Origin of the sequence: Millisia brevis NBRC 105863 (genome assembly GCF_001552615.1) — a bacterium.
GTDB classification, from domain to species: Bacteria; Actinomycetota; Actinomycetes; order Mycobacteriales; family Mycobacteriaceae; genus Millisia; species Millisia brevis.
Window position 1 is genome coordinate 144,516 of sequence record NZ_BCRN01000015.1, and the last position, 24,873, is coordinate 169,388.

Below are 24,873 nucleotides of genomic sequence, written 5' to 3' on the forward strand. Positions count from 1 at the left end.
GCGCCCGCGGGCGGTCCGGGGCCGGCCGCGGATCGGGCCGGGACGCGGATCAGGACAGGACGCGGCGCCGTTCGTGTCCATTGCGCGAGTCACCGTCCGGGCGGCGCAGCCCGGTGCGGCGCGGCCGGGACGCAGGCTGCTTGACCGGCTTGTCGACGGCGACCTCGGGCGTCGGCGGGGTCGCCGCCATCCGCGGCGCGGTCGGATCGGCCTCGTAGTAGTAGCTGTACTCGTAGGCGCTGCCGCCCTTGCCACCCGGCACCATCGTCAGCACCGCGCCCAGCACGCGGCCGGAGATCTTGGTGAGGTTCTCGACCGCGCGGGCGACCTCCTCGCGCTTGGCGTGGCCGTACCGGCTGATGATCAGCGCCCCGTCCGCCTGGACCGACAGCACTGCGGCGTCGGTGACCGGTAGCAGCGGCGGCGCGTCGATGATGATGTAGTCGTAGCGGTTGCGCAGCTCGTCGACCAGGTACCGGGCCGCCTCCGAGCCGAGCAACTCGCTCGGGTTCGGCGGGATCGGTCCGGCGGCGATCGCGTCGACACCGATGTGGCTGGTCGGCTGGACGACCTCCTCCACCCGGGCCTGCCCGACCAGGACGGTGCTGACCCCGACGCTGCCGATCACGCCGAGGTACTTCCCGACCCGCGGCCGGCGCAGATCGCCCTCGACCACCACCACCGAGTGACCGGCTTCCGCGAGCGCGAGCGCCAGGTTGACCGCGGTGGTCGACTTGCCCTCACTCGGCACCGCCGAGGTGATCACCAGCACGCGCGGCGGATTGTCGACATCGAGGAATTGCAGATTCGTACGCAGCTGCCGCAGCGCCTCGGCGCTGGTCGAGGTCGACTCCCCGAAGTCGAGCGTCGGGCTGCCGTCGAGGGCCTTGTCGAACGGGATCACGCCCACGACCGGGGCGCCCACGACCTCCGCGAGGACCTCGCGGTCCTTGACCGTCCGGTCGAGCCGATCGCGCAGGACGGCGCCGACGATACCGAGCAGCAGACCGATCACCAGGCCGAGCACGATATTGCGCGGGATATTCGGCGATACCGGCGCATCGGCCGGCTGGGCCGGTTCGACGACCACCACGGTGACCGGCGCATCGCCGCCGCCGGTGCCGCCCTCGATCTCGGCGCTGAAGTCGACGAACTGCTCGGAGACCGCGGTGGCCAGATCGCGGGCGACCGTCGGCGACGGATCGGAGACGGTCACGTCGATCAGGACGGTGTCCGGCTGGGTGACCGCTTCGACCTTCGCCGCCAGCTCCGCCGGGGTCAGATCCACCCCGGTCGCCTCGATCGCCCGCTGGGCGACCGTCTCGCCGGTCAGCAGCCGCACATAGGAGGTGACCTTCTGCTGGGAGGCCATACCGGCCTGGTATTGCTCGTTGGCGGTCTCGGTGCCCGCGATCGACACGAACAGCCGAGCGGTGGACTGGTAGATCGGTGTGGTCAGCAGCGAGATCGCGAGCGCGGCCGCACCGACGATCGCGGTGCACGCCACAACGAGCAGCCACCGCGTTCGAAGGACGCGCACATAGTCCGAGATCTCCATTACCGTTCCCCGCCCTCTTCCCCGTTCGGCGTGCAGCCGGCGAAGAAGTCCGTATTGATTCCTGATCGTGCAGTCGGCCGGATTCCCGGCCGTCGATCGACCGAATGATTCGGGTCAAGCGATCAATATGCGCCGGATCCGACCCCGACCGCGCGCACCGTCTTCAGAATGATAAGGACGTCGCCCACCAACGACCAGTTTTCGACGTACGACAAATCCAGCCGCACCGATTCATCCCACGACAAATCCGAACGTCCACTGACCTGCCACAATCCGGTGATTCCCGGCTTGACCAGCATGCGGCGGGCCACCTCGCCGTCGTATTGCTCGACCTCGCGGCGCAGTGGCGGCCGGGGACCGACGACGCTCATATCCCGCTTGAGCACATTGAGGAACTGCGGCAATTCGTCGAGGGAGAACTTGCGCAGGTACTTGCCGACGCTGGTGATGCGCGGATCGTCCTTCATCTTGAACAGGACGCCGCCGTCGCTCTCGTTGCTGTCGAGCAGACCTGCCAGCATCCGATCGGCGCCGTCGACCATCGTCCGGAACTTGATCATCTGGAAGGGCTTGCCGTCCAGACCGATTCGCTCCTGCCGGAAAAAGACCGGTCCGGATGAGGTCGTCTTGATCGCCGCTGCGATGAACAGGAAGACCGGCGCGATGAACAACAACGCGGCCGCGGAGAAGGCGATATCGAAGCCGCGCTTGGCAAACCGGTTGGCCCCGTTGTATTGCGGCTTCTCGACGTGGATCAGCGGCAGCCCCGCGACCGGGCGCATATGCAGACGAGGTCCGGCGACGTCGACGACACCCGGCGCCACCACCAGGTCGATCTGCTTGCTCTCCAAGTCCCACACCAGGTTTCGCAGTCCCCGGTGGCCGAGATGTTCGGTCGCCGTCACCGCGACGGTATCGGCGCCGCTGAACTCGATCGCCTTGAGCACGTCGGTCTCGTTGCCGTAGACCGGCACGGTGGTGTCGTCGACCTGAAGTCGGCCGCCGATGCCGCCGGGAGCGCCCGGATGGCAGACGCCGACAACCGCGTAGCCGGCACTCGGGCAGTCCTGGAACGACTTGACCAGGGCCGCCGAGGAATCCCGACTGCCGATCACCAGAACCGAGGTCCGATAGCCGCCCCCGGTCGAGCGAATACGGGCCAGCCGTACGCGCCATACCCAGCGGCCGACCAATAAAAGAACCAGACCGAGCGGTAATGCGATAGCGAAGTAACCGCGCGCCAGGTCCAATTGAAGTCCGAGCGCCAGAATAGCAACCGCACCGAACAGTTTGAATGTGGCGGAAACGATACGTCGATATTCCTCGACTCCGGTTCCGATCACCCGCGGCGAGCGCGTGCGGAAGATCGCCAGCAGTGCCAGCCAACCCATCGCGAGCACGAGAGAGACGAATTCGTAGTTGTAGGTGAAGGTCAGCGGGTCGAAGGCGACCCCCATGTCCTCCGCGCCGAACCGCACCATATGCGCCACGAACACGGCGGCGACGACCGCCGCCGTATCCGTGATGCGCAATCCGTCGATGTAACTCTGCTGCCACCTGCGTCGACCCGCTATTGCGTCATCGTCATCCAACGATTCCGCCAACAGGTCGAATTGTGCAGCGGCGGATAACTCGTCGCCCCGACCGGAGGCCGTGCGACGTCGATCTGCTAACGACATGTCCCCCCGCTGTACGTATTCCCCCGCAGTACGTCACGCAGCCCTTCGCCCGGTCAGCCCCTCGCTCGACCGGCGAATTCGTCTATCAGGGACGCCCCAGTCCCCGATATTTCCAGCCCGCATCGCGCCACTGCGATGGCGTCAAACAGTTTCGACCGTCGATGATGTACTTCTCTCGAACGACCGAATCCAAATCGGCGGGCGTCAACTGCCGGAACTCCGCCCACTCCGTTAAAAGTAATACCACGTCCGCACCCTGGCATGCGTCCACAACCGATTCGGCGTAGGTCAGCGTGGGGAACAACCGCCGGGAATTCTCCATCGCCTTCGGGTCGAAGACGGTCACCGCGGCGCCCTGCAACTGAATCTGACCGGCCACATTCAGGGCCGGAGAATCGCGGACGTCGTCGGAATTGGGCTTGAAAGCCGCACCGAGGACCGCGACGCGAGCGCCGAGCAGCGAGTTGCCGACCGCCTCGCGGGCCAGTTCGACCATGCGCGTGCGGCGCCGCATGTTGATGTTGTCGACCTCCCGCAGGAAGGTCAGCGCCTGGTCGGCGCCCAGCTCACCGGCGCGGGCCATGAAGGCGCGGATGTCCTTGGGCAGACAGCCGCCGCCGAAGCCGAGACCGGCATTGAGGAACTTGCGACCGATGCGGGCGTCCTGGCCGATCGCGTCGGCCAGCACGGTCACGTCGGCGCCGGCGGCCTCGCACAGCTCGGCCATCGCATTGATGAACGAGATCTTGGTCGCCAGGAAGGCGTTGGCCGCCGTCTTGACCATCTCGGAGGTCGCCAGATCGGTCACCAGGAAGGGCATGCCCTCGGCGAGGATGTCCGCGTAGATCTCACGGGCGACCTGCTCGGATCGGGTCGAGTCGTCGGCGACGCCCAGTACCACCCGGTCGGGATGCAGCGTGTCCTCGATCGCGAATCCCTCCCGAAGGAATTCGGGATTCCAGGCCAGTTCGACCTCCGCGCCGGCCGGGGCGATCTCCCGCAGCCGGGCACCCAGGCGCGCCGCGGTACCGACCGGAACGGTCGATTTTCCGAAGATCACGGTCGGGCCCGTCAACAGGGGCGCGAGATTCTCGACGACCGAGTCCACATAGCTCAGGTCGGCCGCGTACTCGCCGCGCTTCTGTGGCGTCCCGACGCCGAGGAAGTGCGCCTCACCGAATTCCGCCGCCTCGGCGTAGGAGTCGGTGAACCGCAACCGACCGGCTTCCTGGTTACGGACGAGGATTTCCTCGAGGCCCGGTTCGTAGAACGGCACGGTGCCGGCCTCGAGCGAGGCCAACTTGGCCTTGTCGATGTCGACTCCGAGAACCTCGTGACCAAGTTCGGCCATACAAGCGGCGTGGGTGGCCCCCAAATACCCGACACCGAAGACACATAGTCGCATACCGCTCCCCAATTGGTACCAACCGCCAGGTTATGGCTTTTTGAATTTCGTCGGCTCGATTCGGGAACAGTATGCACTCCGCCACGTCCGCTCGCATGACGGGTCACGGTGACGCGACTTACACCATAATTCGCAGATCAGGGCAGAAGCGAGGACCAATAGTCCCAGAATCTGGCCAGTGCCAGTATTACGACCGCGACGTACCAGAGGGTTAACAGTGACCAACGCCACTGTCGAATCCAATAAAAGAATTGATTGTCCGAGCCCGCCAAAAGCGCCCGATCACAAGCGATTACGAGGATCGGCATGACACAGGCCCAGACGACCATGCAGTACGGGCAGAGGGCGCCGATTCGATAGAGGCTCTGAAAGATCAGCCAGTGCACAAAGATTGCACCGAGTAATGTGCCGATCGCCAGGCCGCCCCAGATCCAGCGCGGTAGGGATACCCGCGCGGCGGCCAAAACACCGATCGTGACGACAACAGCGAACGACATCAAACCGATCAACGGATTCGGAAATCCGAACAACGATGCCTGCCAGGACGTCATCACCGAGCCGCAGGACAACACCGGATTGAGCGAGCAACTCGGCACATAGGACGGGTCGATAAGAAGACGAACCCGTTCGACGATCAATGCGAACGATGCGATCAGGGCGACGACGCCGAGAACGGTCAGGGCGATCCCGGTCGCGGTCGAGGCGCGGCCGTCGTCGGGGCCCTGCCCCGGATGCTCGACGTCGGCCCGATCGATCGTTTCGCTCATTGTCCGGCGGCCGCGATGGCGGCGAGCAGGCCCGCCGGAGTCATATCCGAGAGCTGTTCACCGTTGACGGTGACGGTGGGGGTGCCGCGCAGACCGTTGCCGGTCGCGTCGCTGGTCATCTGATCCACCCAGGGGACATACCGCTCCTCGGTGATGCACGAGGCGGTATCCGGCGAGGTCGCGCCGGCCGACACGGCCAACTCGGCCAGGCGGTCGTTGCTCAGACCGGGGCCGCCGCCCTCGGCGGGCTGGTTGTCGAACAACTCGGTCTTGAAGGCGCGCCACGCGGTGGTCGACTCGTCCGCGACGCAGGCCGACGCGGAGGCCGACCGTGAGGAGTAGTCGTCACTGGTCATCCGGTTGAGGATGGCCACCGGGCGGAACTCGACGCGGGCCTGGCCGTTGTCGATCAGGCCGTCGACCGTCGAGCCGAAGATCTGCTCGAACTGCTTGCAGGCCGGACACTGGAAGTCCTCGGTGATCGACACCGTCGGAACGTTCTGCGCGTCGAAGACCAGGGCGCCGTCGGAGGTGAAGGCGCTCGGCGCGGCGACCGGGGCGTCATCGCCACCCCGACCGACCAGCAGGCCGACACCGATACCCACCGCGAGCAGGGCGACCACCGCGGTGATGCCGATCCGCCACCACATCGACTGACGGGCCTGGCGGCGCTTCTGCTCCGCGACGAAACTCGCGCCCGAGCGAGCCTTCGCCGTCCCCCGATTCGACGAGTCTTTCGCCGCTGCCATGCCTGTACACCTCGTTTGTCGCCGTCATCGCCGATACGGTCCGAGCCTACGCCGGCTCCCCGGGCGTAACGTCCGCGGTCCGGAACGCGGCCGGCGTCAGCGGGAGTCGGCCAGCGAGCCGACGAAGTCCGCGAAGGCGCGCACGCCGACCGACCGGTCGAACTGCGATCGCTGCAGATCCGCGGCCGCGCCGACCAGGCGATCCGTCGCCACCGGGTCCGCCGCGACCCGCAGCACCTCGGCGAGCAGGGCCGCCGGGTCACCGCAGGCGACCAGCGCCGCCGCGTCGTGGGCAGCCAACAGCGAATGGGTGATGCCGCCCGCTTCGACCGAGGCGACGATCGGGCGCCCGGCGGACGAATAGGAGGTCAACTTGCTCGGCAGGGACATCTCGAGAACGCCGGGCTTCTCGTTGAGCAGCAGCACGTCGGCCGCGGCGAGGACGTAGGGATAGTCGTCCTCGCCGACCGGATCGACGAACCGCAGCCGCTCGATCCCGATACCGCGCTCGACCAGCGCCGCCCGGCGGTTGCCGTCGCCGACGATCACGAACTCGACGTCGTCGCCCCGACGATCGGCGAGCGCGGCGGCGTCGACGATCGTCTCGAGGCCCTGCTTCATGCCCATATTGCCGGTATGCACCGCCACGACCGACCGCTCGGGCCAGCCCAGTCGGCGGCGCGCCTCGTGCCGGTCGACATCCACCCGCTCGACGTGGGTGAACAACGGCAGGTCGACGATCTTCTCGGCCGGAACGCCACCGGCCTGCAGGACGTCGCGGAAGCGCGGTGTGATGACCGCGACCCGATCGGAGCCGGCGAGCAGCCGGTATTCGCCGGCCGCCAACGCCGCGCCGACCCGACCACCGGTCGTGCCGGACTGGGCGGCGCCGTTGCCGGTCAGGTCGTGCACGATCGCGCCGACCGGGCGGCCGCGGGACCCGGCGCGCGCCGCGGTCAACGCGGCCAGCAGCGGCGTCACCGCGACGATCACGTCGGCCTTCGAGGCGAGGACGTGCGGGGTGGCCAGGGACAGGAAGCTGCCCTCGAGCCGGGCGCGACCGGACAGGCCCGCGCGGGCCGGGACCAGGTGGCGCAGCCGGGTGACCTCGACGCCCTCGTAGCTCTCCCGCCACCGCAGCCCCCGCCGATAGCGCGGATCGGTCACCTTCCACTGCGGATAGTGCGGAACGCCGGTGATCAACTCGACCGCCGCGCCCGCGGCGACCAGGGCCCGCACCATCTCGGTGTTGTACGGCGCGCTGCCGCTGGTCTCGGGCTGGAAGTGGCAGGCCACCGCGCACACGGTCAGCCCGGAGAGGCTGCGCGGGGTGCTCGCGGCGACGTCGATACCGGAATCGGGAACCGGTAGACCCATATCAGTAGGCACCTTCGGACTTGAGGACGGCGCGGACGGTCCGCCAGACGATCACCGCGTCCTGCACGGGCGACCAGTTGTCGACGTAGTAGTGGTCGAGCCGGATGCGCTCCTGCTCGGAGGCGTCCGACCGGCCCGAGACCTGCCAGAGTCCGGTGATGCCCGGCTTGACCAGCCCGCGTCGCTCGACGAAGTTCGCGACGCCGGCGCCCTCTCCCTCGACGAGGGGGCGCGGCCCGACGACGCTCATCTCGCCGGAGATCACGTTGAACAGCTGGGGCAGCTCGTCGATGCTGGTCCGCCGCAGGAAGCGGCCCACCCGGGTGATCCGGGCGTCGTCGGCGGACTTGTAGAAGACCGAGTCGTTCTGACCGGCGCGCGCCCGCGCGTCCGAGACCCGCGATTCGGCGTCGACGTACATGGTGCGCAGCTTCCAGATCCGGAAGACCTCACCGTGCAGGCCGACGCGCTTCTGTCGGAAGAAGACCGGTCCGCGGTCCTCGACCTTGATCGCGATCGCGGCCATCACGATGACCGGCAGGGTGGTCAGCAGGGCGCCGAGCGCCACCGCGAGGTCGAGCGCGCGCTTGCCGGTCAGCGCGACGCCGTCGGCCCGCGGCTTGGACAGCGACAGCAGCGGCAGGGTGTCGACGGCCCGGATCCGCAGCCGCGGCAGCGCGACGTCGGCGACGCCCGGCGACACCAACAACTCCACGCCGAGGCTCTCGAGGCTCCAGGCCAGCATGCGCATGCGGTCGTGGCCGAGGCGGTCGGCGGCGACCAGAACGGTATCGGCATCGGTCAGCGTGACCGCGGCCTTGACCGAGTTCTCGTCTCCCAGCACGGGAATCGGCCCGGCGGGCGTCTCGATATCCTCGTTCGCCCCGGCCGGCAGGCCCGGCACGAGTGCGCCGATGACGGTGTAGCCCTCCCGCTCGGCGCGACCGAACGAATCGGTGACCTCGCAGACGGCGGGCCGACTGCCGATGACGATCACCCGGTTGAGCAGGCGACCGGAGCGGTGCTGACGCACCAGATGCGCCCGCCAGATCCGGCGGCCCAACAGCAGGCCGAAGAGGCCGGCGGGGAAGGCGATCGCGAAGTAGCCGCGCACCGACGGCGCCTGCGAGACCAGGCAGCCGACCGCGACGGCACCGAAGAGCCAGCAGGTGGCGGTGACGATCCGGCGGTACTCCTCGATGCCGGTGCCGATCGCATCGGTCGAACGGCTCTGCCAGACCGCGAGGACCACCATCCAGCCGATGATCAACGTGGCCGACCAGATGAAGTTGATGTAGGTCCAGGACAGGTCGGCGGCGGTATCGGTGTCGGGGACACCGAAGCGAAGGAACTGGGCGCCCATGACGGCGAGGACCACGATGACCAGATCGGTGACCACGAGACCGCGATGGTATTTGCGCAGCCACGCCGCGCGGCGATCCTTGGCGGAATGCGGGCTGTCCGGCAGAAGCGAGGTAGCCGTCTGCGCATCGGCCCCCGGCCGACGAATACCACCACTGCGACTGAAAGGTCGCGTTGCCTTAGCCACCATGTGCGCTCTTTCGTTGGTTAACTGCCCCGACCGAACAGCATCCGCGTCCGAAGCATACTGATACCACCGTTTGACTACGTCGAAACAGACCGAAGTTTCGTTACCGAGGACTATCGCACATCGAGTGATGTGCAAGATTTTGTATCAAATGGCGCAGGCGGTCCCGGAGTTTCATCGAAGCGGGCGCAAATCCCGCCCGCGGGGCGCCGAACGGGGATCGAAGGACGCTCCGCCGCCGCGCGGTGTGGCGGCGGCCACGGAAGCCTGCGGATCGCGAGACGCGTCACGATGGCGATGCGAACCGGTCGCGTGCCCCGGACCGGCGGCCGGCGCGGGCTCCCGACGCCGCCCCGGCCGGGCATCGCCGGCGGAGCCGGGGACGGGGCCGACGGAGCCGGGGACGGGGCCGGGGCCCGCACCGGCCGAGCCGGGCCAGTCGCCGCCGGCGGTGCGGGCCGCCAGCAGCGCCGCCCCCTTGGCCGAGGCGGTCTCCGGGGCGGTCGGGGCGATGATCCGATGACCGAGCGCGTCCGAGAAGCGGGCGCGCACGGTCGGCAGGTTCGCGCAGCCGCCGAGCAGCGCCACCGCGTCGATCCGCACCGGGCATTCGACGAGGCCCTCTCGGGCCCAGCGGATCGCCCGCTGCAGACCGGGCGTGATCAGGTCGTCGAGGGTCTGGCGCCAGAGGCGGGCGGTGCCGCCGGCGAAGGGACCGGGGACGCGCACCGAACGGTGCGCCGCCAACATCTCGACCGCCCACTCCGAGCCGAACTCCAGCGGCAGGACCTCGGCGGGGTCGGCGGATTCCAGCTCCGGCCCGACCGCGTCGAGCAGATATTGGTAGACCATGTCCGCGCAGTAGTCGCCGCCGAAGAGGCGGCAGTGACCGGATCCGAGGACCTCGCCGCCGACGACATCGACCACCGAGACCCCGACCCCGCTGCGCCCGGCGTCGACGATCGCGATATGGCGGCATTCCTCGATCAGACCGCGCGCCTGAAGATAGGTCACCTGGGCGCCGAGCTCCGATGCCAGATGCACGTGATCGGCGTCGTGAATGGCGAACATATCGGTCCCGATACGGGAGGACGGCTCGTCCGGTACCACCAGGACGGAATCGCGCGCGGTGGCGCCGTACCGCGTCCCGAGCGAGCCGATCAAATCGAGGGCGACCGTGGTGCGCTCGTCGGGATCGGTGCCCTCGACCACCTCGAACCCCAGCAGAGCGCGGCCCTCCGCGTCGACGACGGCGGCCCGGACCGACCACGAACCCACAGCGGCGCCTACAACTGCCAACATACCTGCACCCCGGTTTCGCCTCCTGCTCGGTGATCCCCGGGGCTGATTATACCGTTCTAAACGTACCAATACCCCGTTAAATGTCCCGATAGAGCGACAGAATCCCGCCAAGAATGGGCAACAAAGGCGTCACGAATGGAATCGGCGGGTTGGGCAACGGTTGCGGAGCGTCGTCAGGGGTGGTCGTGACCGTCGTGATTGTCGCCGCCGTTGTCTCCCCCGCCGGTGTCCCCGCCCCCGGTGCCGCCGCCGTTGTCGAACGTCGGCCCGGGCGGTTCACCGCTGTCGGAGGTGGTGGTGGTCGGCTCGACGGTCGTGGTCGTCGTCGACGTGGTGGTCGTCGGGATCGGCGTCGTGGTGGTGGCGCGCGGGCCGGAGCCGCCCGATCCGCCCGATCCGGAGGAGTTCCCGTCCGGCGGTGTGACCGCCGGTACGCGGGTGGCGCTCGACGTTCCGGCGGGCGCCTCCGCTGCGGACGCCGGCGGCGGGGCCGCGACGGTCGCGGGCGGTTCGGGTACGACGGCGGGGGCCGGCGGGATCGGCTCCGCCTGCGACTCGGGCCGAGCCGGAGGCACGTAGGCGACGGTGGTCTCGTCCAGCTGCGGCGCTTCGGTCACCGAGGCCCGCGCCGAGGAGGCGACGGTGCTCGCCGCCGGCGACGCATTCGCGGTCGCTGCGGTGGACGCGGCACCGACCTGTACGACCGGCTCCTGCTGACCACCGAGCGCGCCGAGGGCGATCGCCGAGGCCACCGAGCCGCCCAACACGGTGGCGGCCACGGTCGCGACCACCAGCGAGGTCGGGAGGTTGCGCCAACGGGATGCGAAGGGCGGCACCACGATCGGGACCGGCACGACGAGCGCGGCGCCCGCGTCGGTGAAGCCGCCCGCGGCGCGCGCCTCATCGGCGGCCCAGATCGCCGCGGCGGTGGCGACGTCGAGGCCGCGGTCGAGAACCGGGCTTTCCGACCACACCAGCCGGACCCCGTTGATGCCCTGGCTGGAGATCGCATGTTCGATCGCGGAGCGCTGCAGTTCGGACTCGTAGGCCACACCGACGACGCCGACGGGCTGCTCGCTGCGGGCCGCCCGCAACTTCATCACACCGATGGCGGCGGCCACCGCGTCGCCGACCGCCCCCGAACCGGTGGCGGCCAGTTGGACCGAACGTTCCTCGATCGGCGACACCGAACCGGCGTCGACATCGACATCCAGCAATACCGCGCTGATGGTGTCCTCGGTCGCCGAGAGCCCAAGAGCACTGTGCATTCCCCAACCCCGTCTTCATCGATGAAGGCCGCCGACCACCCATGCACACGGGCCGGCGTGAAGTCTCGAATATATCGGACAACGGCCTCCACAACGATCCCCGGTTGTGCTATGGCATCGCCGCGATCCACCCCAGCCGATCAGGGAGAGGTTTCGGGGTCCTCGGGTTCCTCGACCGGAGGCGACGACGCCGTCGTGTCCCGATCCCGGTCGCGGGTGCGGCGGGTGGTGGTGGTCGGCTCGAGGGTCGACGTCGTCGGCTCGACCGTGGTGGTCGGCTCGACGGTGGTCGTCCGCCGCTCGCGGGTGGTGGTGGTCGGCTCGACCGGGACCACCGGCACGTAGGCCGTCGTCACCGGCACCTCGACGGTGGTCACCGGCGGCGGGGGTGGCGGCGTGGTGGTCTCCTCGGTGGTCACCACCGGGGCGGCCGGGGCCGTCGACCCGACCGACGCCTCGAGGACCGAGGACACCGGATCGCTCTGATCGAGTTGGGTGTCGACCGCCTCGCGGTCGAAGAGCCCCCATGCCGCACCGGCCAGCACCGCGCAGGCCGCCACGGCCAACGCGCCGACCAGGGCGATCCCCCGCAGCCGGCGCCCGCCCGACCGTCCGGATTCGGCCGACGCCGCGGCCGGGGCGGCCGCCACCGCGGCAAACCGATCGGTGTCCAGACCGCTGCGGGAGGCGACCGGGATCGCGCCGCTGGCGAGCATCGCCGGTTCGATCGCCGCGTCGTCCTGCGCGGCGATCCAGGCCGCACCCCGTTCGCGCGCGTGCGGCCCGGGGACCACCGTCGGCGCGTCGACCCCGGCGGCGACCGCGTCGACGACCGCCGGCATCGCGGCCAGGCCGCCGACCAGCACGACCGCGTCGAGCGATCGGCCGTAGAGCTCATTGCGGATACCGCCGGTCAGGGCGTGCAGGCCGGGCGCGAGGATGTCCTCGAGCATCGTGCGCCGCAGCCGGACCGGACTGTTGACGAAGGGGCCGTCCAGGTCGACCATCTGATCCTCGGAGAGCCACTCGCGGGCGACGCGCACATCGCTGCGCAGCTGCTCGATCACCTCGTCGTCGAGCAACTCCGCCGCGCCGTAGGTGTCGATCAGATGCTGGGTGACCAGGTCGTCCGCGACGTCCCCACCGAAGGCGTCGATGGTCGATCGGCGCAGGATGCGCCCGTTGTCGATGTCGACGATCGCCGTGTCGACCCCTGCCGCCCCGATATCGACCAGGGCGACGACGGAGGCGTCGTCGAGATAGCCGTCGATCCAGGCGGCGGACAGCACCGCCGAGGTGGCGGGGATGAAGCGCACCCCGTCGACGACCTCGTCGGAGGCGAACAGTCCGTTGACTTCGATCCAGTCGAAGACGTCGTCCGGCGCGGCGGCCACCACGCGGTGGTCGGCGGCGGCGCCGCTCATCCCCCGAATGATCGCGGCGGCCTGCCAGCGCTCCGCGTCCGGCGGCAGGTCGCGGGACTCGGTGGAGATCACCTCCGCGGAGTCGCGATCGATCACCGCCCCGGTGACACGGTCGGACGAGATCGCGGCCCCGAAGACCGGCGTGCGATCGGCGTCCGCCGTCGCGGGGTTGCCGTCCATCACGTGTTCACCTCCTCTGCGCCCGAGATGCCGCATCGTTTCGGTGGACCGGTCTGCGATCGCCCCGAACCGATACCTGAGATCTCCCTGAGACCATACGCCCTACGTGATGAAGTTGAGATACGCCCGCGACGGCGTCGGGCCCCGCTGCCCCTGGTACTTCGACGCCACCGCCGCACTGCCGTAGGGATGTTCGGCCGGGCTCGACAGCCGGAACAGGCACAGCTGGCCGATCTTCATTCCCGGCCACAGCGTGATCGGCAGATTGGCGACGTTCGACAACTCCAGCGTGATGTGACCGGTGAAGCCGGGATCGATGAAGCCGGCCGTCGAATGGGTGAGCAGGCCGAGCCGACCGAGGGAGCTCTTCCCCTCGAGCCGACCGGCGAGGTCGTCCGGCAGATCGCACCGCTCCAGGGTCGAACCGAGCACGAACTCCCCCGGGTGCAGCACGAACGGCTGACCGTCCTGCGCCTCGACCAGGGTGGTCAGCTCGTCCTGCTGCTGGGCCGGATCGATGTGGGTGTACCGGGAGTTGTTGAACACCCGGAAGTAACGGTCGAGCCGAACGTCGACGCTGGACGGTTGGACGAGCTTGGGATCGAACGGGTCGATGCCCAGTTGCCCGGCCGCCAACGCGGCCCTGATGTCGCGATCGGAAAGCAGCACATCGAGAGGGTAGCCGCGCGGCGTCCGTCGGTCAGGGCCGGTCGGACCCGGAACCCCGGTCGTCGTCATCGTCGTCGTCCTGCGGATTCCGCGTGGACGGCGACGACGATTCGGTGTCCTCGGGCGGGTCGGTCACCGTCGGTTCGTCGGTCGTCGTGGTCGGCGGGTCGGTGGTGGTCGGCGGGTCCGTGGTGGTGACCGGCGGTTCGGTCGTCGTGGTGACCACCACATCCGTCGTGGTCACCGGCGGGTCCGTCGTCGTGGTGACCACCACATCCGTGGTCGTCACCGGCGGCTGCACCGTGGTGGTGGTGCCGGTACCACCGCCCGATCCGCCACCGCCGGGGACGGAGGTGCTCGGGACGGTCGGCTGCGACGTATCGGCCCGCGTGGCCGCGCTCGTCGCCGTGCGGGTGGGCGCCGCGGCCAGGCTCTCCGGCGCGGTGAGCTCCGGAAGGATCGGCGCCGGGATCGCCAGGACCGCGGTCCCGTGCAGATCCTCGGCCCGCGAGGTCAGGGCGGCGGCCATCTCGGTCACCAGGTCGAGGGTCGGGGCGGGCGCGCCGGGGACGGCCGGCAGCACGGCACCCGGCAGACCCGCCGGGCCGGTCGGACCCGGAACGGTGGAGTTGTCGCTGCCGGCGGCCGCCAACGAGTCCGCGGCCGCCATCTGGCTGCCACCGCTGCTCGCGTTGACCAGTACCAATGCGGCCACACACAGGGCGGCGACCACCGAGGCCGCGGCTCCCACCGCTCCCCCGACACCCCAGTTGGCGGGGTTGGCCCAGCCCGGCGGCGAACTCGACGCGGGGCCGGCGGATGCGGCGGCGCCGGCACCGACGGTCGACGAGGCGGCCGGGGCGGTCGTCACCAGGCCGCTGTGCACGATCGCCTCGGCGGCGTTCGCGATCTGCGCGGCGGCGAGCACCGGGCGCTGCATCGGCGGCAGGACCGCTCCGGTGTCGAAGTCGTCGATCGTGCGCGAACCGACCACCCAGGCGACGCCGCGGGCGTCCGGCTGGGCGGCGGGCGTCAGGAAGGTCGTCGGTGAACTGCCCGCGACCGCACGGCGGATCGCGTTGAGCCCCATCGCATCGCCGGCGCCGACCACCAGATCGGGGTGCGCGGCGCTCAGCACGGCGGAGACCTCTTCGGAGAAGTCGCCGAGCAGCGGCTGCAGCGCGAGGTCGGCGGTACTGCGATGCAGCCGCACCTGGCCGTCGGCGGTCGTCGCGCGGCCGAACGGGCCGGGCACGGTCGCCGCCCAGTGGGTGCCGAGCTCGCGGCGCGCGGTGCGCACCGAGGCGAGCTTGTCCTCCCGCGGCAGCGCGATCTCGCCGTAGCGGTTCTCCAGGTAGGCGGCCAGGGTCTCGTCGCAGATGTTGCCACCGAAGGAGTCGATCTCGGTGCGGCTGAGGACCTCACCGTCCGACATGTCGACGACGGTCACCGCGGTGCCGTGAGCGCCGATGTCGACGATCGCGACGGTCCGGGCGTCGCCGATCGTGCCGTCGAGGGCGGCGCCGATCAACAGCGCGGCCGTGGCCGGGACGAGCAGAACCCCGTCGAGTTCGGTGTCGAAGGCGAACAGGTCGTTGTCGAGGGTGTCGCCGACGACCTCGTCGGGTACGGACACCGCGATCAGGTCGTCACCGAACAGCTCGGCCATTTCGTGGACCGCGATCAACGGCGCGACGACCTCGTCGATCGGCACTTCTTCGGAATGTTCGGTACGGACGAGTTCACCGGTCTCGCGGCCGACCATGACCGTGTGAATATCGCGGTCGGAGACCACGGCTCCAAAGAGCCAGCTCGCGTCCTCGCTCGTCACCTAACAGCACCTCGTGTCGTTCCCGAATCGCCGGTTGATTCGGCTTGATGGTTGCATTGCTGTCGTTTCGACCAACCGAAATCCTGGTTTACCGGACTTTACTGTACTGGTCAGTCGGCAGAGCGGCGCAGGGGAGCGGCACCCGGGGGTAACGATCCGCCAACAGGACTCACACGGGACGGTGACAACGCCCGTCGACCGGCCCCCGGGTGTCCTTCGGAGGCGTTCTTGCTATCGTGAGCGGCGCGGCGGAAGCCGTACGCCGATGTAGTTCAATGGCAGAACATCAGCTTCCCAAGCTGAATACGCGGGTTCGATTCCCGTCATCGGCTCCACAGTCTCCTCGACATCGCTAGGGTCGACCCCGGTCGGAGGGAGACGGCGATGCGCAGAGCGCTCATGTTGGTGGCGGTACCCGTGGCGGCGTGGTCTCTGGCCGCTTGCACCATCGAGACCAATCCCGAGGTGGTCACCGTCACGGTGTCCGCGGACCCGACCACCCCATCGGTCGTGCCGACCACGACGGCCGCGCCCGCCACGACCACCCCGCAGGCCCCGCAGTCACCGCCCGCGGCGATCCCTCCGGCGACGGGCGGAAGCCCCACGATCGAGATCGGCCGATCGGTGCCGATGCCGGACGTCGTGTGCATGAACCTGCAGTTGGCGCAGGACACCATCCAGGCCGCGGGGGTCTTCTTCTCCCGATCGGTCGACGCGACCGGCGCCGACCGGATGCAGGTGATCGACCGCAACTGGATCGTCGTATCCCAGCAGCCGGCGCCCGGTGTCGAGGTCGGCGAGGGCGAGGCGGTGCTGTCGGTGGTTCGCGACACCGAGCCGAACACCTGCTGACCCCTCTGTTGATCACCCCGGCGCGACCCCGACGGTCGCGAGCCGGGGCCGTCCACCTCGTTCAGCACCAGCGCGGGGTGACCTGCTCGCCGTGTTTCTGTCGCCAGAACTCGCGTTCGGTCATCACCGGCTCACCGGGGTGGGCGCGGGCCATCGAGGTCAGGTACCGGCTGTAGTCGTTGTCACCCATGAACGAGCGCCACCACCACAGCGCGCCGGCGAGTCCGTCGCGCACCGCCGACCGGGCGCTCACCCGTGCCCCCGGTGTCGGCGTTCACCGGCGTGCGCGGGTTCGACGGCGTCCCATTCCTGTTGGATCTGTTTCTCGATATCGGTCGGGATCATGCCGCTCGGCGCGAACAGCGTCGACTCGACCGCGGGTTCCTCGCTGTCGACGCTGCGGCCGCTGCGGATCGTCCGCACACAGGACACCACCCCGGCCGCCACGACGATCAGGACCAATGTCGGGAAGATGATCGACAGCGTGCCCTGGATGAAGGTATTGCGGATCACCGCGTCGATCGCCTCGGGCGTGCGGGCCGAGCCGAATTCGGTCGCTCCCGCCGCCTTCGCGTCCCGGAAGGCGTTGTGCTGGGCCCAGTATCCGATCGCCGGAACGCTCGAGAAGATCTTCTGATAGGACGCGGTCATCGTGACGATCACGTCCCAGAGCAACGGCAGCCCGGGGATCCACGCCCACTTGAGCAGGCCCTTCTTGACCACGACGGTCAGTACGACCGTCAGCGCGATGGCGGCCAACAGCTGGTTGGCGATGCCGAAGAGCGGGAAGAGGGTGTTGATCCCGCCGAGCGGATCGGTGACGCCCATCAGCAGGATCGCGCCCCAGAGCGCCACGACGATCAGCGAGCAGACCCAGGCGCCGACCCGCCAGGACGGATCCTTGAACTTGCGCGCCGCTCCGCCGAAGTTGCCGAGCGAGTCCGACAGCATGAACCGCGCGACCCGGGTGCCGGCGTCGACGGTGGTCAGGATGAACAGCGCCTCGAACATGATCGCGAAGTGGTACCAGAAGGACTTCAGGTCGTCGCCGCCGAAGACGTCCGAGATGATCTGCGACATACCGAAAGCCAGGGTCGGCGCGCCGCCGGTCCGCGAGACGATCGATTCCTCGCCGACCGCCTGCGCCGAGGCGTGCAGTTCGGCGGCGGTGATATCGGTACCGCCGAGGCCGATCCCGTTGACCCAGGCCGCGGCGGTCTCCGGGGTGCCGCCGGTCAGCGTCGCGGGGGCGTTGAGCACGAAGTAGGTGTGCTGGTCGATCACGCAGGCGGTGATCAGCGCCATGATCGCGACAAACGACTCGGTCAGCATGCCGCCGTAGCCGATGAGCCGCATCTGCGACTCCTTCTCCAGCAGCTTGGGCGTGGTGCCCGAGGAGATCAGCGCGTGGAAACCGGACAGGGCGCCGCAGGCGATCGTGACGAACAGGAAGGGGAACAGCGAGCCGGCGAAGGCCGGGCCGTTGCCCTCGGTGGCGAAGGACGTCAGCGCGGGCATCTCCATCACCGGGCGGGCGAGCAGAATACCCACCGCGAGCAGGGCGATCGTGCCGACCTTCATGAAGGTCGACAGATAGTCGCGCGGCGCGAGCAGCAGCCACACCGGCAGTACCGACGCGGCGAGGCCGTAGGCGATGATCAGCCAGGCGATCGTGACCTTGGACAGGGTGAACCAATCGGTCCCCCAATCGGTACCGGCGACCCAGCCCCCGGCGATGATCGCCAGCAGCAGCAGTACCACGCCGATCAGCGAGACCTCCGAGACCCGGCCCGGCCGCAGGAACCGCAGATAGACACCCATGAAGAGGGCGATCGGGATCGTCATCGCGATCGAGAAGACGCCCCACGGGCTCTCCGCCAGCGCGTTGACCACCACCAGGGCGAGCACCGCGATGATGATGATCATGATGACGAAGACACCGAGCAGCGCCGCGATGCCTCCGGTGACACCCAATTCGTCGCGGGCCATCTGGCCGAGGCTGCGGCCGCGCCGGCGGGTGGAGATCCACAGGACCAGATAGTCCTGGACCGCTCCGGCGAAGACGACGCCGACGATGATCCAGATCGTGCCGGGTAGGTAGCCCATCTGGGCGGCCAGGACCGGGCCGACCAGCGGTCCGGCGCCCGCGATGGCGGCGAAATGGTGGCCGAAGAGTACCCTCCGGTCGGTCGGCACGTAGTCGGTGCCGTTCTCGTAGACCTCGGCCGGCGTGGCCCGATCGTCGCGGGGTTCGACGATCCTGTACTCGATGAGCCGCGCGTAGAACCGGTAGGCGATGACGTAGGTACCCAATGCGGCCAGGACGAACCAGACCGCGTTGACGTTCTCCCCGCGCACGAAGGCGACCATCACCCAGCCGATTCCGCCGATCAGACCGATCAGCGCAAACAATGCGCGTTTGGCGGGGGGTAACGGTCGGCGATCGATGACCGCGACCGGGGGGCGCGTCGGGTCGGTGCTCACCAATTCCACATCGGGATGCTCGCGGATCGTCACGATCGCGCTCCTCACGTCGCCGCCACTGATCGAACCCAGACGGGAGTGTAAGCCCGCCCACACCACGTCGGAGCCGATTTCGTGCGAGCTGATCGCGGCGTCGCGACCAACCACAACCAACCTGTCGCCTGTTTTGAGCCGGGTTTGCGTACCCGAACACCAATAAATGGCGATCTACCCTTTTCCAACGTCTTCTATTGGGCGAATATCGCATCCTCGGGATTGGCCGGCGCCGATCCATATTGCGAATCCATACATTGGAGTGGACTCCAGGTCGGTAGCCGACCGGGAGCCCCGTTTACTCCGGACCACGCCAACGGAGAGCGGAGGCGACGCCGCCAGGTCACGGACCTATCACGGAGCGACAGGGTCATCCGCCGGGTAATGGTCGGTTTTCTGATCCACAAGCCACTCGGCGGCGGCCGGCGATGCGCCGGATCGAGCACCTTCGCGCGCTCCCCCATCCCGGAACGATCCCCCGACACCCTAATCCACCTGCACGTTTGCCGAATTCACCCAATCGAAACATAGGAAAGCAATAGAAAGAAACTCGACGGTCTCCATTGCGTTTCGTGACCACCTGTTTAGTTCGACGCAACACCACCGGGAAGCACCGAGCCGTCGTAATCGGGCCGTGATCGGCGCGATTCTCCGAAGGCCGGACACGATTCGGCGAGATGCGCCACGCTTTACGGCAACTATTTCCCATTGCCGGGTGAAGAGTGCTAAAAAGTACGCATGATCCTGCTGATCACGGCACTGGCAGTTTGGTTGGTTGCCGCCGTCGTCACCGCGTTGGCGATCGGCCGCACCGTCCGTCGTGCCGACCGTGAAGAGAGCACGCTCGGTATCCCGTGGGATACGCGCAGCCTCGAGCCCGTCACCGATCGCTGATCGCCCGGCCGCCGCGTCCGCCGGCTGCCGTGTCCCGTCCTCCGGACGCCTGAAACAGGGCCCCATACAACTAGAGCGGCGCCGCCCCGATCGGGGCGGCGCCGCTCTGTGTCGTAGCCGGCGGAGGCCTCAGGCCAGGATGTCGTGCCGGACGATGGTCTGATTGCGGCCCGGCCCCACACCGACACACGAGATCCGTGCACCGGACAGTTCCTCGAGCCGGTCGACGTACCGCTGGGCGTTGAGCGGCAGGTCCTCGAAGCTGCGCGCTCCGGAGATGTCCTCCCACCATCCGGGCATCTCTTCGTAGATCGGCTTGGCGTGATGGAAATCGGTCTGGGTCATCGGCATCTCGTCGAACCGCACGCCGTCGATCTCGTAGGCCACGCAGATCGGCACGGTCTCGAGGCTCGACAACACGTCGAGCTTGGTGAGGAAGTAGTCGGTGATCCCGTTGACCCGGGTCGCGTAGCGGGCGATCACCGCGTCGAACCAGCCGGTACGCCGCGCGCGACCGGTCGTGACGCCGACCTCGCCGCCCTGCTTGGCCAGGTACTCGCCGTAGCTGTCGAACAGCTCGGTCGGGAACGGGCCCGACCCGACGCGCGTGGTGTACGCCTTCAGGATGCCCAGGACGGTGGTGATTCGTCCCGGCCCGATCCCGGAGCCGACCGCGGCGCCGCCGGCGGTCGGGTTCGAGGACGTCACATAGGGATAGGTGCCGTGGTCGACATCCAGCAGGGTGCCCTGCGAGCCCTCCAGCAGGATGGTCTCACCGCGGTCGAGGGCGAGATTGAGGTCGAGGCGGGTATCGGAGATCCGGCTCGAGAAGCGCTGGGCGCGCTCGAGGACCTCGTCGACCACCTGCGCCGGATCGAGCGCGCGGCGGTTGTAGATCTTGGAGAGGACCTGATTCTTGAACTCGAGTGCGGCCTCGACCTTCTGGGCGAGGATCTTCTCGTCGAGCAGGTCGGCCATCCGCACGCCGACGCGGGCGACTTTGTCCTGGTAGCAGGGGCCGATGCCACGTCCGGTCGTGCCGATCTTGCGGGCGCCGAGGAAGCGCTCGGTCACCTTGTCGATGGCGACGTGGTACGGCATGATCACGTGCGCGTCGGCGCTGACCCGCAGGCCGGAGGTGTCGACGTCCCGCTTCTCGAGGCCCTCGAGCTCCTGGATCAGCACTCCCGGGTCGACCACGACACCGTTGCCGATCACGTTGTTGACCCCGGGGGTCAGAATTCCGGAGGGGATGAGGTGCAGGGCGAAGGACTCACCGTTCGGGAGAACCACGGTGTGGCCGGCGTTGTTGCCGCCCTGATAGCGGACGACCCATTGCAGTCGCCCTCCCAATAGGTCGGTCGCCTTGCCCTTGCCCTCGTCGCCCCATTGAGCTCCGATGAGCACGATCGCCGGCATCTCGTCAACTCCCGTCGTGGCGCGGTCCACCGTGACCCATCGTCGATCGGTCGACCGCCAGCACCTCGAATGCACCACCGAGTCGGTGGCCGAAGGGTGAGTTTAGTCGACCGCTACCACACCGCATCCCCGTGTCCGATTCCAGCGCTTCCTCCCGTCCGGAACGGCCCTGCGGAGGTGTTCCCGGAGCCGGTACGAGCATCCCCGGATCCCTTCCGCGAGTTGCGCGGCCGGGTCACGGCATGCGGCCTGTTCGTCCTCAAATCGAGACCGGACCGTCGCCCGGCACGGCGCCACGATGCCTATCGACCGATATCGTTGAAGGCGATGGACCTGACAGGAGGAGTCGGCCGGCCCATGGCTTGGACAGTGTCAACCAAACGATCGGCGATCACGCCACTGGTCATCCAGTGCGGTGACTCGCTGGTTCCGATCACGCTGGCGTCGCTGCCCGTGACCGCGGTTCCGACCACCCCGAGGCGCTCGGACTTCGACGAGGTTTTTGCCACGCTCGACAGCGCGGCACATCCACGCCTGATCGTCGTCGGCGACGACAAGGCTCTCGCCGCCGCCCTGACCCGGTTGATGCGCACCGAGCGGCTGCACATCGAACTGGCCTTCGTCCCGAATCCGGGCAGCGCCGCGGCGAAGGCCTATGACCTCGCCTCCGGTTCCAGCGCCGCCAAGATCGCACTGTTCGGAGCCGCCGAGTCGGTCCCGCTGATCCGTGACGACACCGGGCGCGCGATCGTCGGCGAGGTACATGCCTGCGGCGCCGAGAGCGGCGCGATCACCGGTGAGGCGTACGTCGACAACAACCGCCTGTTCACCGGCATCATTCCCGGGCTCGAGATCGTCCCGACACCCGAACATCCCGGACTGCGCGCCCGGGTGCTCCGGCCCCGCCGTTTCGGTCGCCGCCGCCGCGGCAAGTGGGTGCCCGGCCGCGCCGCGCAGATCGGCGCCGAAGCGGTCGTGCTCACCCGCGACGGGGTGGTCGATCCGGCCCCGTCGACCCGCGGCTCGATCTACCGGCACAACGAGGACTGGCTGCTCGTTCGCTGATCCGCACCGGCGGCCGGCGATACGAAACCGCTGTCACCGGGACAGGACCATCGTCACCAGGACCTCCGTCACCAGGACATCTGTCACCAGGACATCTGCTCCTTGCAGGGACCACCCTGCTCGCGCGGCTCCAATTGGACCGTCGCATGCTCCAGGCCGTGTCCGGCGAGCACCGCGCGGGCGTCGACCAGGGTGTCGCGGCGCCACTCGGTGACCGTCAGGTGCACGGTCGCGACGTCCTTGCCGGTGGTCAGCGTCCAGATGTGCAGGTCGTGGACGTCCGCCACCAACGGCAGCGCCCGCAGGTCGCGCCGGACCGAATCGACATCGATATGAGCGGGGCCGGTCTGCGTCAGGATGCGCAACGCGCTGAGGGCCAGGCCCACCGCTCGCGGGACGACCCACAGCGAGATCGCGACACCGACCACGATGTCGGCGAAACTCCAGCCGAACAGCAGCGTGACCACGCCGGCCAGCAGGACCCCGACGCTGCCGACCGCGTCGGCCAGAACCTCCAGGTAGGCGCCGCGCACCGCGATGCTGTCCTCGACGTCGCCGCGCAGCATCAGCATCACGACCACATTGGCCGCCAGGCCGGCGAGCGCGGTGCCGATCAGCACGCCGCCCGGCAGGTCGGGCGCCTCGCCGATCCGCCCGATCGCCTCGTACATGATCCAGGCGGCGACACCGAGCAGCAGGACCGCGTTCGCGATCGCCGAGAGCACCTCGACCCGATGCCACCCGAAGGTGCGCGCCGGATCGTTACTGCCGCGCCGCGCGAGCAGCAGGGCCACCAGACCCATGCTCATGCCGACGACGTCGGTCAGCATGTGCCCCGCGTCGGCCAGCAGCGCGAGCGAGTTGATCATCAATCCGACGGTGAGTTCCAGGATCAGGAACGTCACCAGGATCAGCAGCGCCCACCGCATCCGCCGGATGCGAGCGTTCGGATCACCCGTGCGCGGTATGTGATCGTGCCCGTGCCCGTGGTCGTGTCCCATGACAAACCCGCCGTTCTACCGGGCAGACGTCGCCCGGCCCCCGGAATATATGCAGGGGTGCGCATATCTGCAAGGGTTTGCCGCCACCGAGTGAGGGGAACCTCACCCGGGCGGGTCAGGCGTCGAGCAGTTCCCGCAGCGCGACCGGATCGCAGTCCTCGAGCAGATCCCGGCACCGGGCGACCTCGTCGGTCTCGCCGATCGCCGCCGCCGCGCGCGCCAGCGCCGCCACCGCCCGCAGGAAACCCTGATTCGGCTCGTGGTCGTAGGGCACCGGCCCGAAGCCCTTCCACCCGTTGCGCCGCAATTGGTCGAGGCCGCGGTGATAGCCGGTACGGGCGTAGGCGTAGGCGGTGACCGGCTGATCCGCGGTCAGCGCGTTCTCGGCCAGGATCGCCCAGGCCAGCGACGATGTGGGGTGGTCGGCGGCAACGGTCGCCGCGTCGGCGCCGGCGTCGAGGGCGTCCTCGGCCTCCTCGAAGGCGGGGAGACGAACGGGGGGCGGTCCGAGCAAGTCACCGAAAGAACTCATGCGGCCATTCTGCACACCGGGCTCACGGGGTCGAGCGCTATCCTCCGACAGTTCGTTCGGGACGATCGGATTCGGCGATCACGAGGGTCGGCGGGACGGGCCGACGAAAGGGAGGCGCAGTCGGTGGAGCAGACCAACGACAGGCATCGCGATCCACTCGATCCCGAGGCCGGGGCACCCGGCTCCGATGTCGAACCGGCGCCCGACAACGGCGTGACGGAGGCGATCGCCACGGCCCGCACCGAGATCGAGGCCACCGACACCGATCCGGACCTCCCGTCCGCGGACGAGCACCCGGCCGCGGGGACCGCCCACGACTCGGCGGACGACCGGACGGTCGATCGGGCGGCCGACCAGGCGGAGCCCGACCAGGCGGAGCTCGACCAGGCGGAGCTCGACCAGGCGGAGCTCGACGAGGCGGGGCTCGACCAGACGGCATCTGACGAGGCGGGGGTCGATCGGGAGGTCGACCCGGCCGCGCCGACCACGGTTCTGCCGGTGCTGCCGTCCGCCGGATCGGCCCCTCGCGGCGACTTCCCCGATCAGCCGACCGCCCGATCCCTGGACGCGGTCACCGAGCGGGTGCCGTTGCCGAGCCTGCCGCGCACGTCCGCGCCGGTCGCGGGCGCGCCCGAATCCGAAAGTGCGGCGCCGGCCGGTCCGGCGGGATCCGTTCCTCCCCTGCCCGCGTCCCCCCTACACGGTTCCCCCCAGCACGGTTCCCCCCTGCACGGTTCCCCTCAGCCCACTCCCCCCGCTTCGGCCACCCCGCGCCCGACGCCGGCCGCCGCCGCGCCGCCACCGGTCGCCGGCGGGGCCGATGCCGCCGGCGCGG

At 68.9% G+C, this 24,873-nt stretch carries 20 protein-coding genes, 1 tRNA gene and 1 pseudogene; 5 read left to right on the top strand and 17 right to left on the bottom strand.

Annotation, left to right across the window (positions count from 1 at the left end; all coding sequences use genetic code 11):
* Positions 1-49: 49 nt before the first annotated feature.
* The 12 genes from MB1_RS19445 to MB1_RS19500 form a co-directional block, all read right to left on the bottom strand.
* Positions 50-1,558, bottom strand: a complete 1,509-nt coding sequence (locus tag MB1_RS19445) for a tyrosine-protein kinase domain-containing protein (protein WP_066911303.1) — start codon at positions 1,556-1,558, stop codon at positions 50-52.
* Positions 1,559-1,680: 122 nt separating this feature from the next.
* Positions 1,681-3,237, bottom strand: a complete 1,557-nt coding sequence (locus MB1_RS19450) for a sugar transferase (protein WP_084352219.1) — start codon at positions 3,235-3,237, stop codon at positions 1,681-1,683.
* Positions 3,238-3,322: 85 nt separating this feature from the next.
* Entirely contained in the window at positions 3,323-4,642 is a 1,320-nt protein-coding gene (locus tag MB1_RS19455) for a UDP-glucose dehydrogenase family protein (protein WP_066911306.1), read from the bottom strand.
* 137 nt (positions 4,643-4,779) lie between these two features.
* Positions 4,780-5,409 (bottom strand): vitamin K epoxide reductase family protein, encoded by a 630-nt coding sequence (locus MB1_RS19460; RefSeq protein ID WP_084352221.1) that lies wholly within the window; start codon positions 5,407-5,409, stop codon positions 4,780-4,782.
* A complete protein-coding gene (locus MB1_RS19465; RefSeq protein WP_084352223.1) occupies positions 5,406-6,158 on the bottom strand; it encodes a DsbA family protein in 753 nt (250 codons plus the stop codon). Before MB1_RS19465 ends, MB1_RS19460 begins: the two co-directional genes overlap by 4 nt.
* A 96-nt stretch (positions 6,159-6,254) precedes the next feature.
* A complete protein-coding gene (locus tag MB1_RS19470) occupies positions 6,255-7,535 on the bottom strand; it encodes a glycosyltransferase family 4 protein (RefSeq protein ID WP_066911312.1) in 1,281 nt (426 codons plus the stop codon).
* A 1-nt stretch (position 7,536) separates the two neighbouring features.
* Positions 7,537-8,934 carry a sugar transferase gene (locus tag MB1_RS19475; protein WP_066911315.1) on the bottom strand — a complete coding sequence of 466 codons (1,398 nt, stop codon included), beginning with the start codon at positions 8,932-8,934 and terminating at the stop codon, positions 7,537-7,539.
* A 324-nt stretch (positions 8,935-9,258) separates the two neighbouring features.
* Entirely contained in the window at positions 9,259-10,386 is a 1,128-nt protein-coding gene (locus tag MB1_RS19480) for an Hsp70 family protein (protein ID WP_157084170.1), read from the bottom strand.
* Between the two features lie 173 nt (positions 10,387-10,559).
* Positions 10,560-11,654: a hypothetical protein gene (locus MB1_RS19485; protein ID WP_066911320.1), complete on the bottom strand. Its 1,095-nt coding sequence runs from the start codon at positions 11,652-11,654 to the stop codon at positions 10,560-10,562.
* A 140-nt stretch (positions 11,655-11,794) separates the two neighbouring features.
* A complete protein-coding gene (locus MB1_RS19490) occupies positions 11,795-13,258 on the bottom strand; it encodes an Hsp70 family protein (protein WP_066911323.1) in 1,464 nt (487 codons plus the stop codon).
* Between the two features lie 102 nt (positions 13,259-13,360).
* Positions 13,361-13,927, bottom strand: coding sequence for a dCTP deaminase (gene dcd / locus MB1_RS19495; protein WP_066911395.1), 567 nt, complete (start codon positions 13,925-13,927; stop codon positions 13,361-13,363).
* Positions 13,928-13,958: 31 nt separating this feature from the next.
* Entirely contained in the window at positions 13,959-15,758 is a 1,800-nt protein-coding gene (locus tag MB1_RS19500; protein ID WP_066911325.1) for an Hsp70 family protein, read from the bottom strand.
* Positions 15,759-16,019: 261 nt separating this feature from the next.
* Here MB1_RS19500 and MB1_RS19505 point away from each other — a divergent pair.
* Both MB1_RS19505 and MB1_RS26650 read left to right on the top strand, forming a co-directional pair.
* Positions 16,020-16,093 (top strand) — tRNA-Gly (locus tag MB1_RS19505).
* Positions 16,094-16,142: 49 nt separating this feature from the next.
* The gene (locus MB1_RS26650; protein ID WP_084352227.1) at positions 16,143-16,610 is read left to right on the top strand and encodes a PASTA domain-containing protein; all 468 of its coding nucleotides are present in this window, start codon (positions 16,143-16,145) and stop codon (positions 16,608-16,610) included.
* A 61-nt stretch (positions 16,611-16,671) separates the two neighbouring features.
* Here the strand turns inward: MB1_RS26650 and MB1_RS19515 are convergent, their stop codons facing one another.
* Positions 16,672-16,863, bottom strand: coding sequence for a YbdD/YjiX family protein (locus tag MB1_RS19515; RefSeq protein WP_066911328.1), 192 nt, complete (start codon positions 16,861-16,863; stop codon positions 16,672-16,674).
* A complete protein-coding gene (locus tag MB1_RS19520; protein WP_066911401.1) occupies positions 16,860-19,127 on the bottom strand; it encodes a carbon starvation CstA family protein in 2,268 nt (755 codons plus the stop codon). The genes MB1_RS19515 and MB1_RS19520 overlap by 4 nt, the downstream gene beginning before the upstream one ends.
* A gap of 738 nt (positions 19,128-19,865) precedes the next feature.
* Between MB1_RS19520 and MB1_RS25760 the strand changes: the two genes are divergently transcribed.
* Complete coding sequence (locus MB1_RS25760; RefSeq protein WP_157084171.1) at positions 19,866-20,021, top strand: hypothetical protein; 156 nt, start codon at positions 19,866-19,868, stop codon at positions 20,019-20,021.
* A gap of 129 nt (positions 20,022-20,150) precedes the next feature.
* On the opposite strand, the gene MB1_RS19525 is transcribed toward MB1_RS25760, so the two are convergent.
* Positions 20,151-21,440: an adenylosuccinate synthase gene (locus MB1_RS19525; RefSeq protein ID WP_066911404.1), complete on the bottom strand. Its 1,290-nt coding sequence runs from the start codon at positions 21,438-21,440 to the stop codon at positions 20,151-20,153.
* Between the two features lie 357 nt (positions 21,441-21,797).
* Here MB1_RS19525 and MB1_RS19530 point away from each other — a divergent pair, with 357 nt between their 5' ends.
* Positions 21,798-22,505 (top strand): hypothetical protein, encoded by a 708-nt coding sequence (locus MB1_RS19530; protein ID WP_066911331.1) that lies wholly within the window; start codon positions 21,798-21,800, stop codon positions 22,503-22,505.
* Positions 22,506-22,588: 83 nt separating this feature from the next.
* Here MB1_RS19530 and MB1_RS19535 read toward each other — a convergent pair whose 3' ends face one another.
* Positions 22,589-23,506 (bottom strand): cation diffusion facilitator family transporter, encoded by a 918-nt coding sequence (locus tag MB1_RS19535; protein WP_066911334.1) that lies wholly within the window; start codon positions 23,504-23,506, stop codon positions 22,589-22,591.
* A gap of 115 nt (positions 23,507-23,621) precedes the next feature.
* Positions 23,622-24,038, bottom strand: coding sequence for a DUF3151 domain-containing protein (locus MB1_RS19540; RefSeq protein ID WP_066911337.1), 417 nt, complete (start codon positions 24,036-24,038; stop codon positions 23,622-23,624).
* A gap of 123 nt (positions 24,039-24,161) precedes the next feature.
* Between MB1_RS19540 and MB1_RS19545 the strand changes: the two are divergent.
* A pseudogene (locus MB1_RS19545) lies at positions 24,162-24,873 on the top strand (hypothetical protein); the annotation flags it as partial.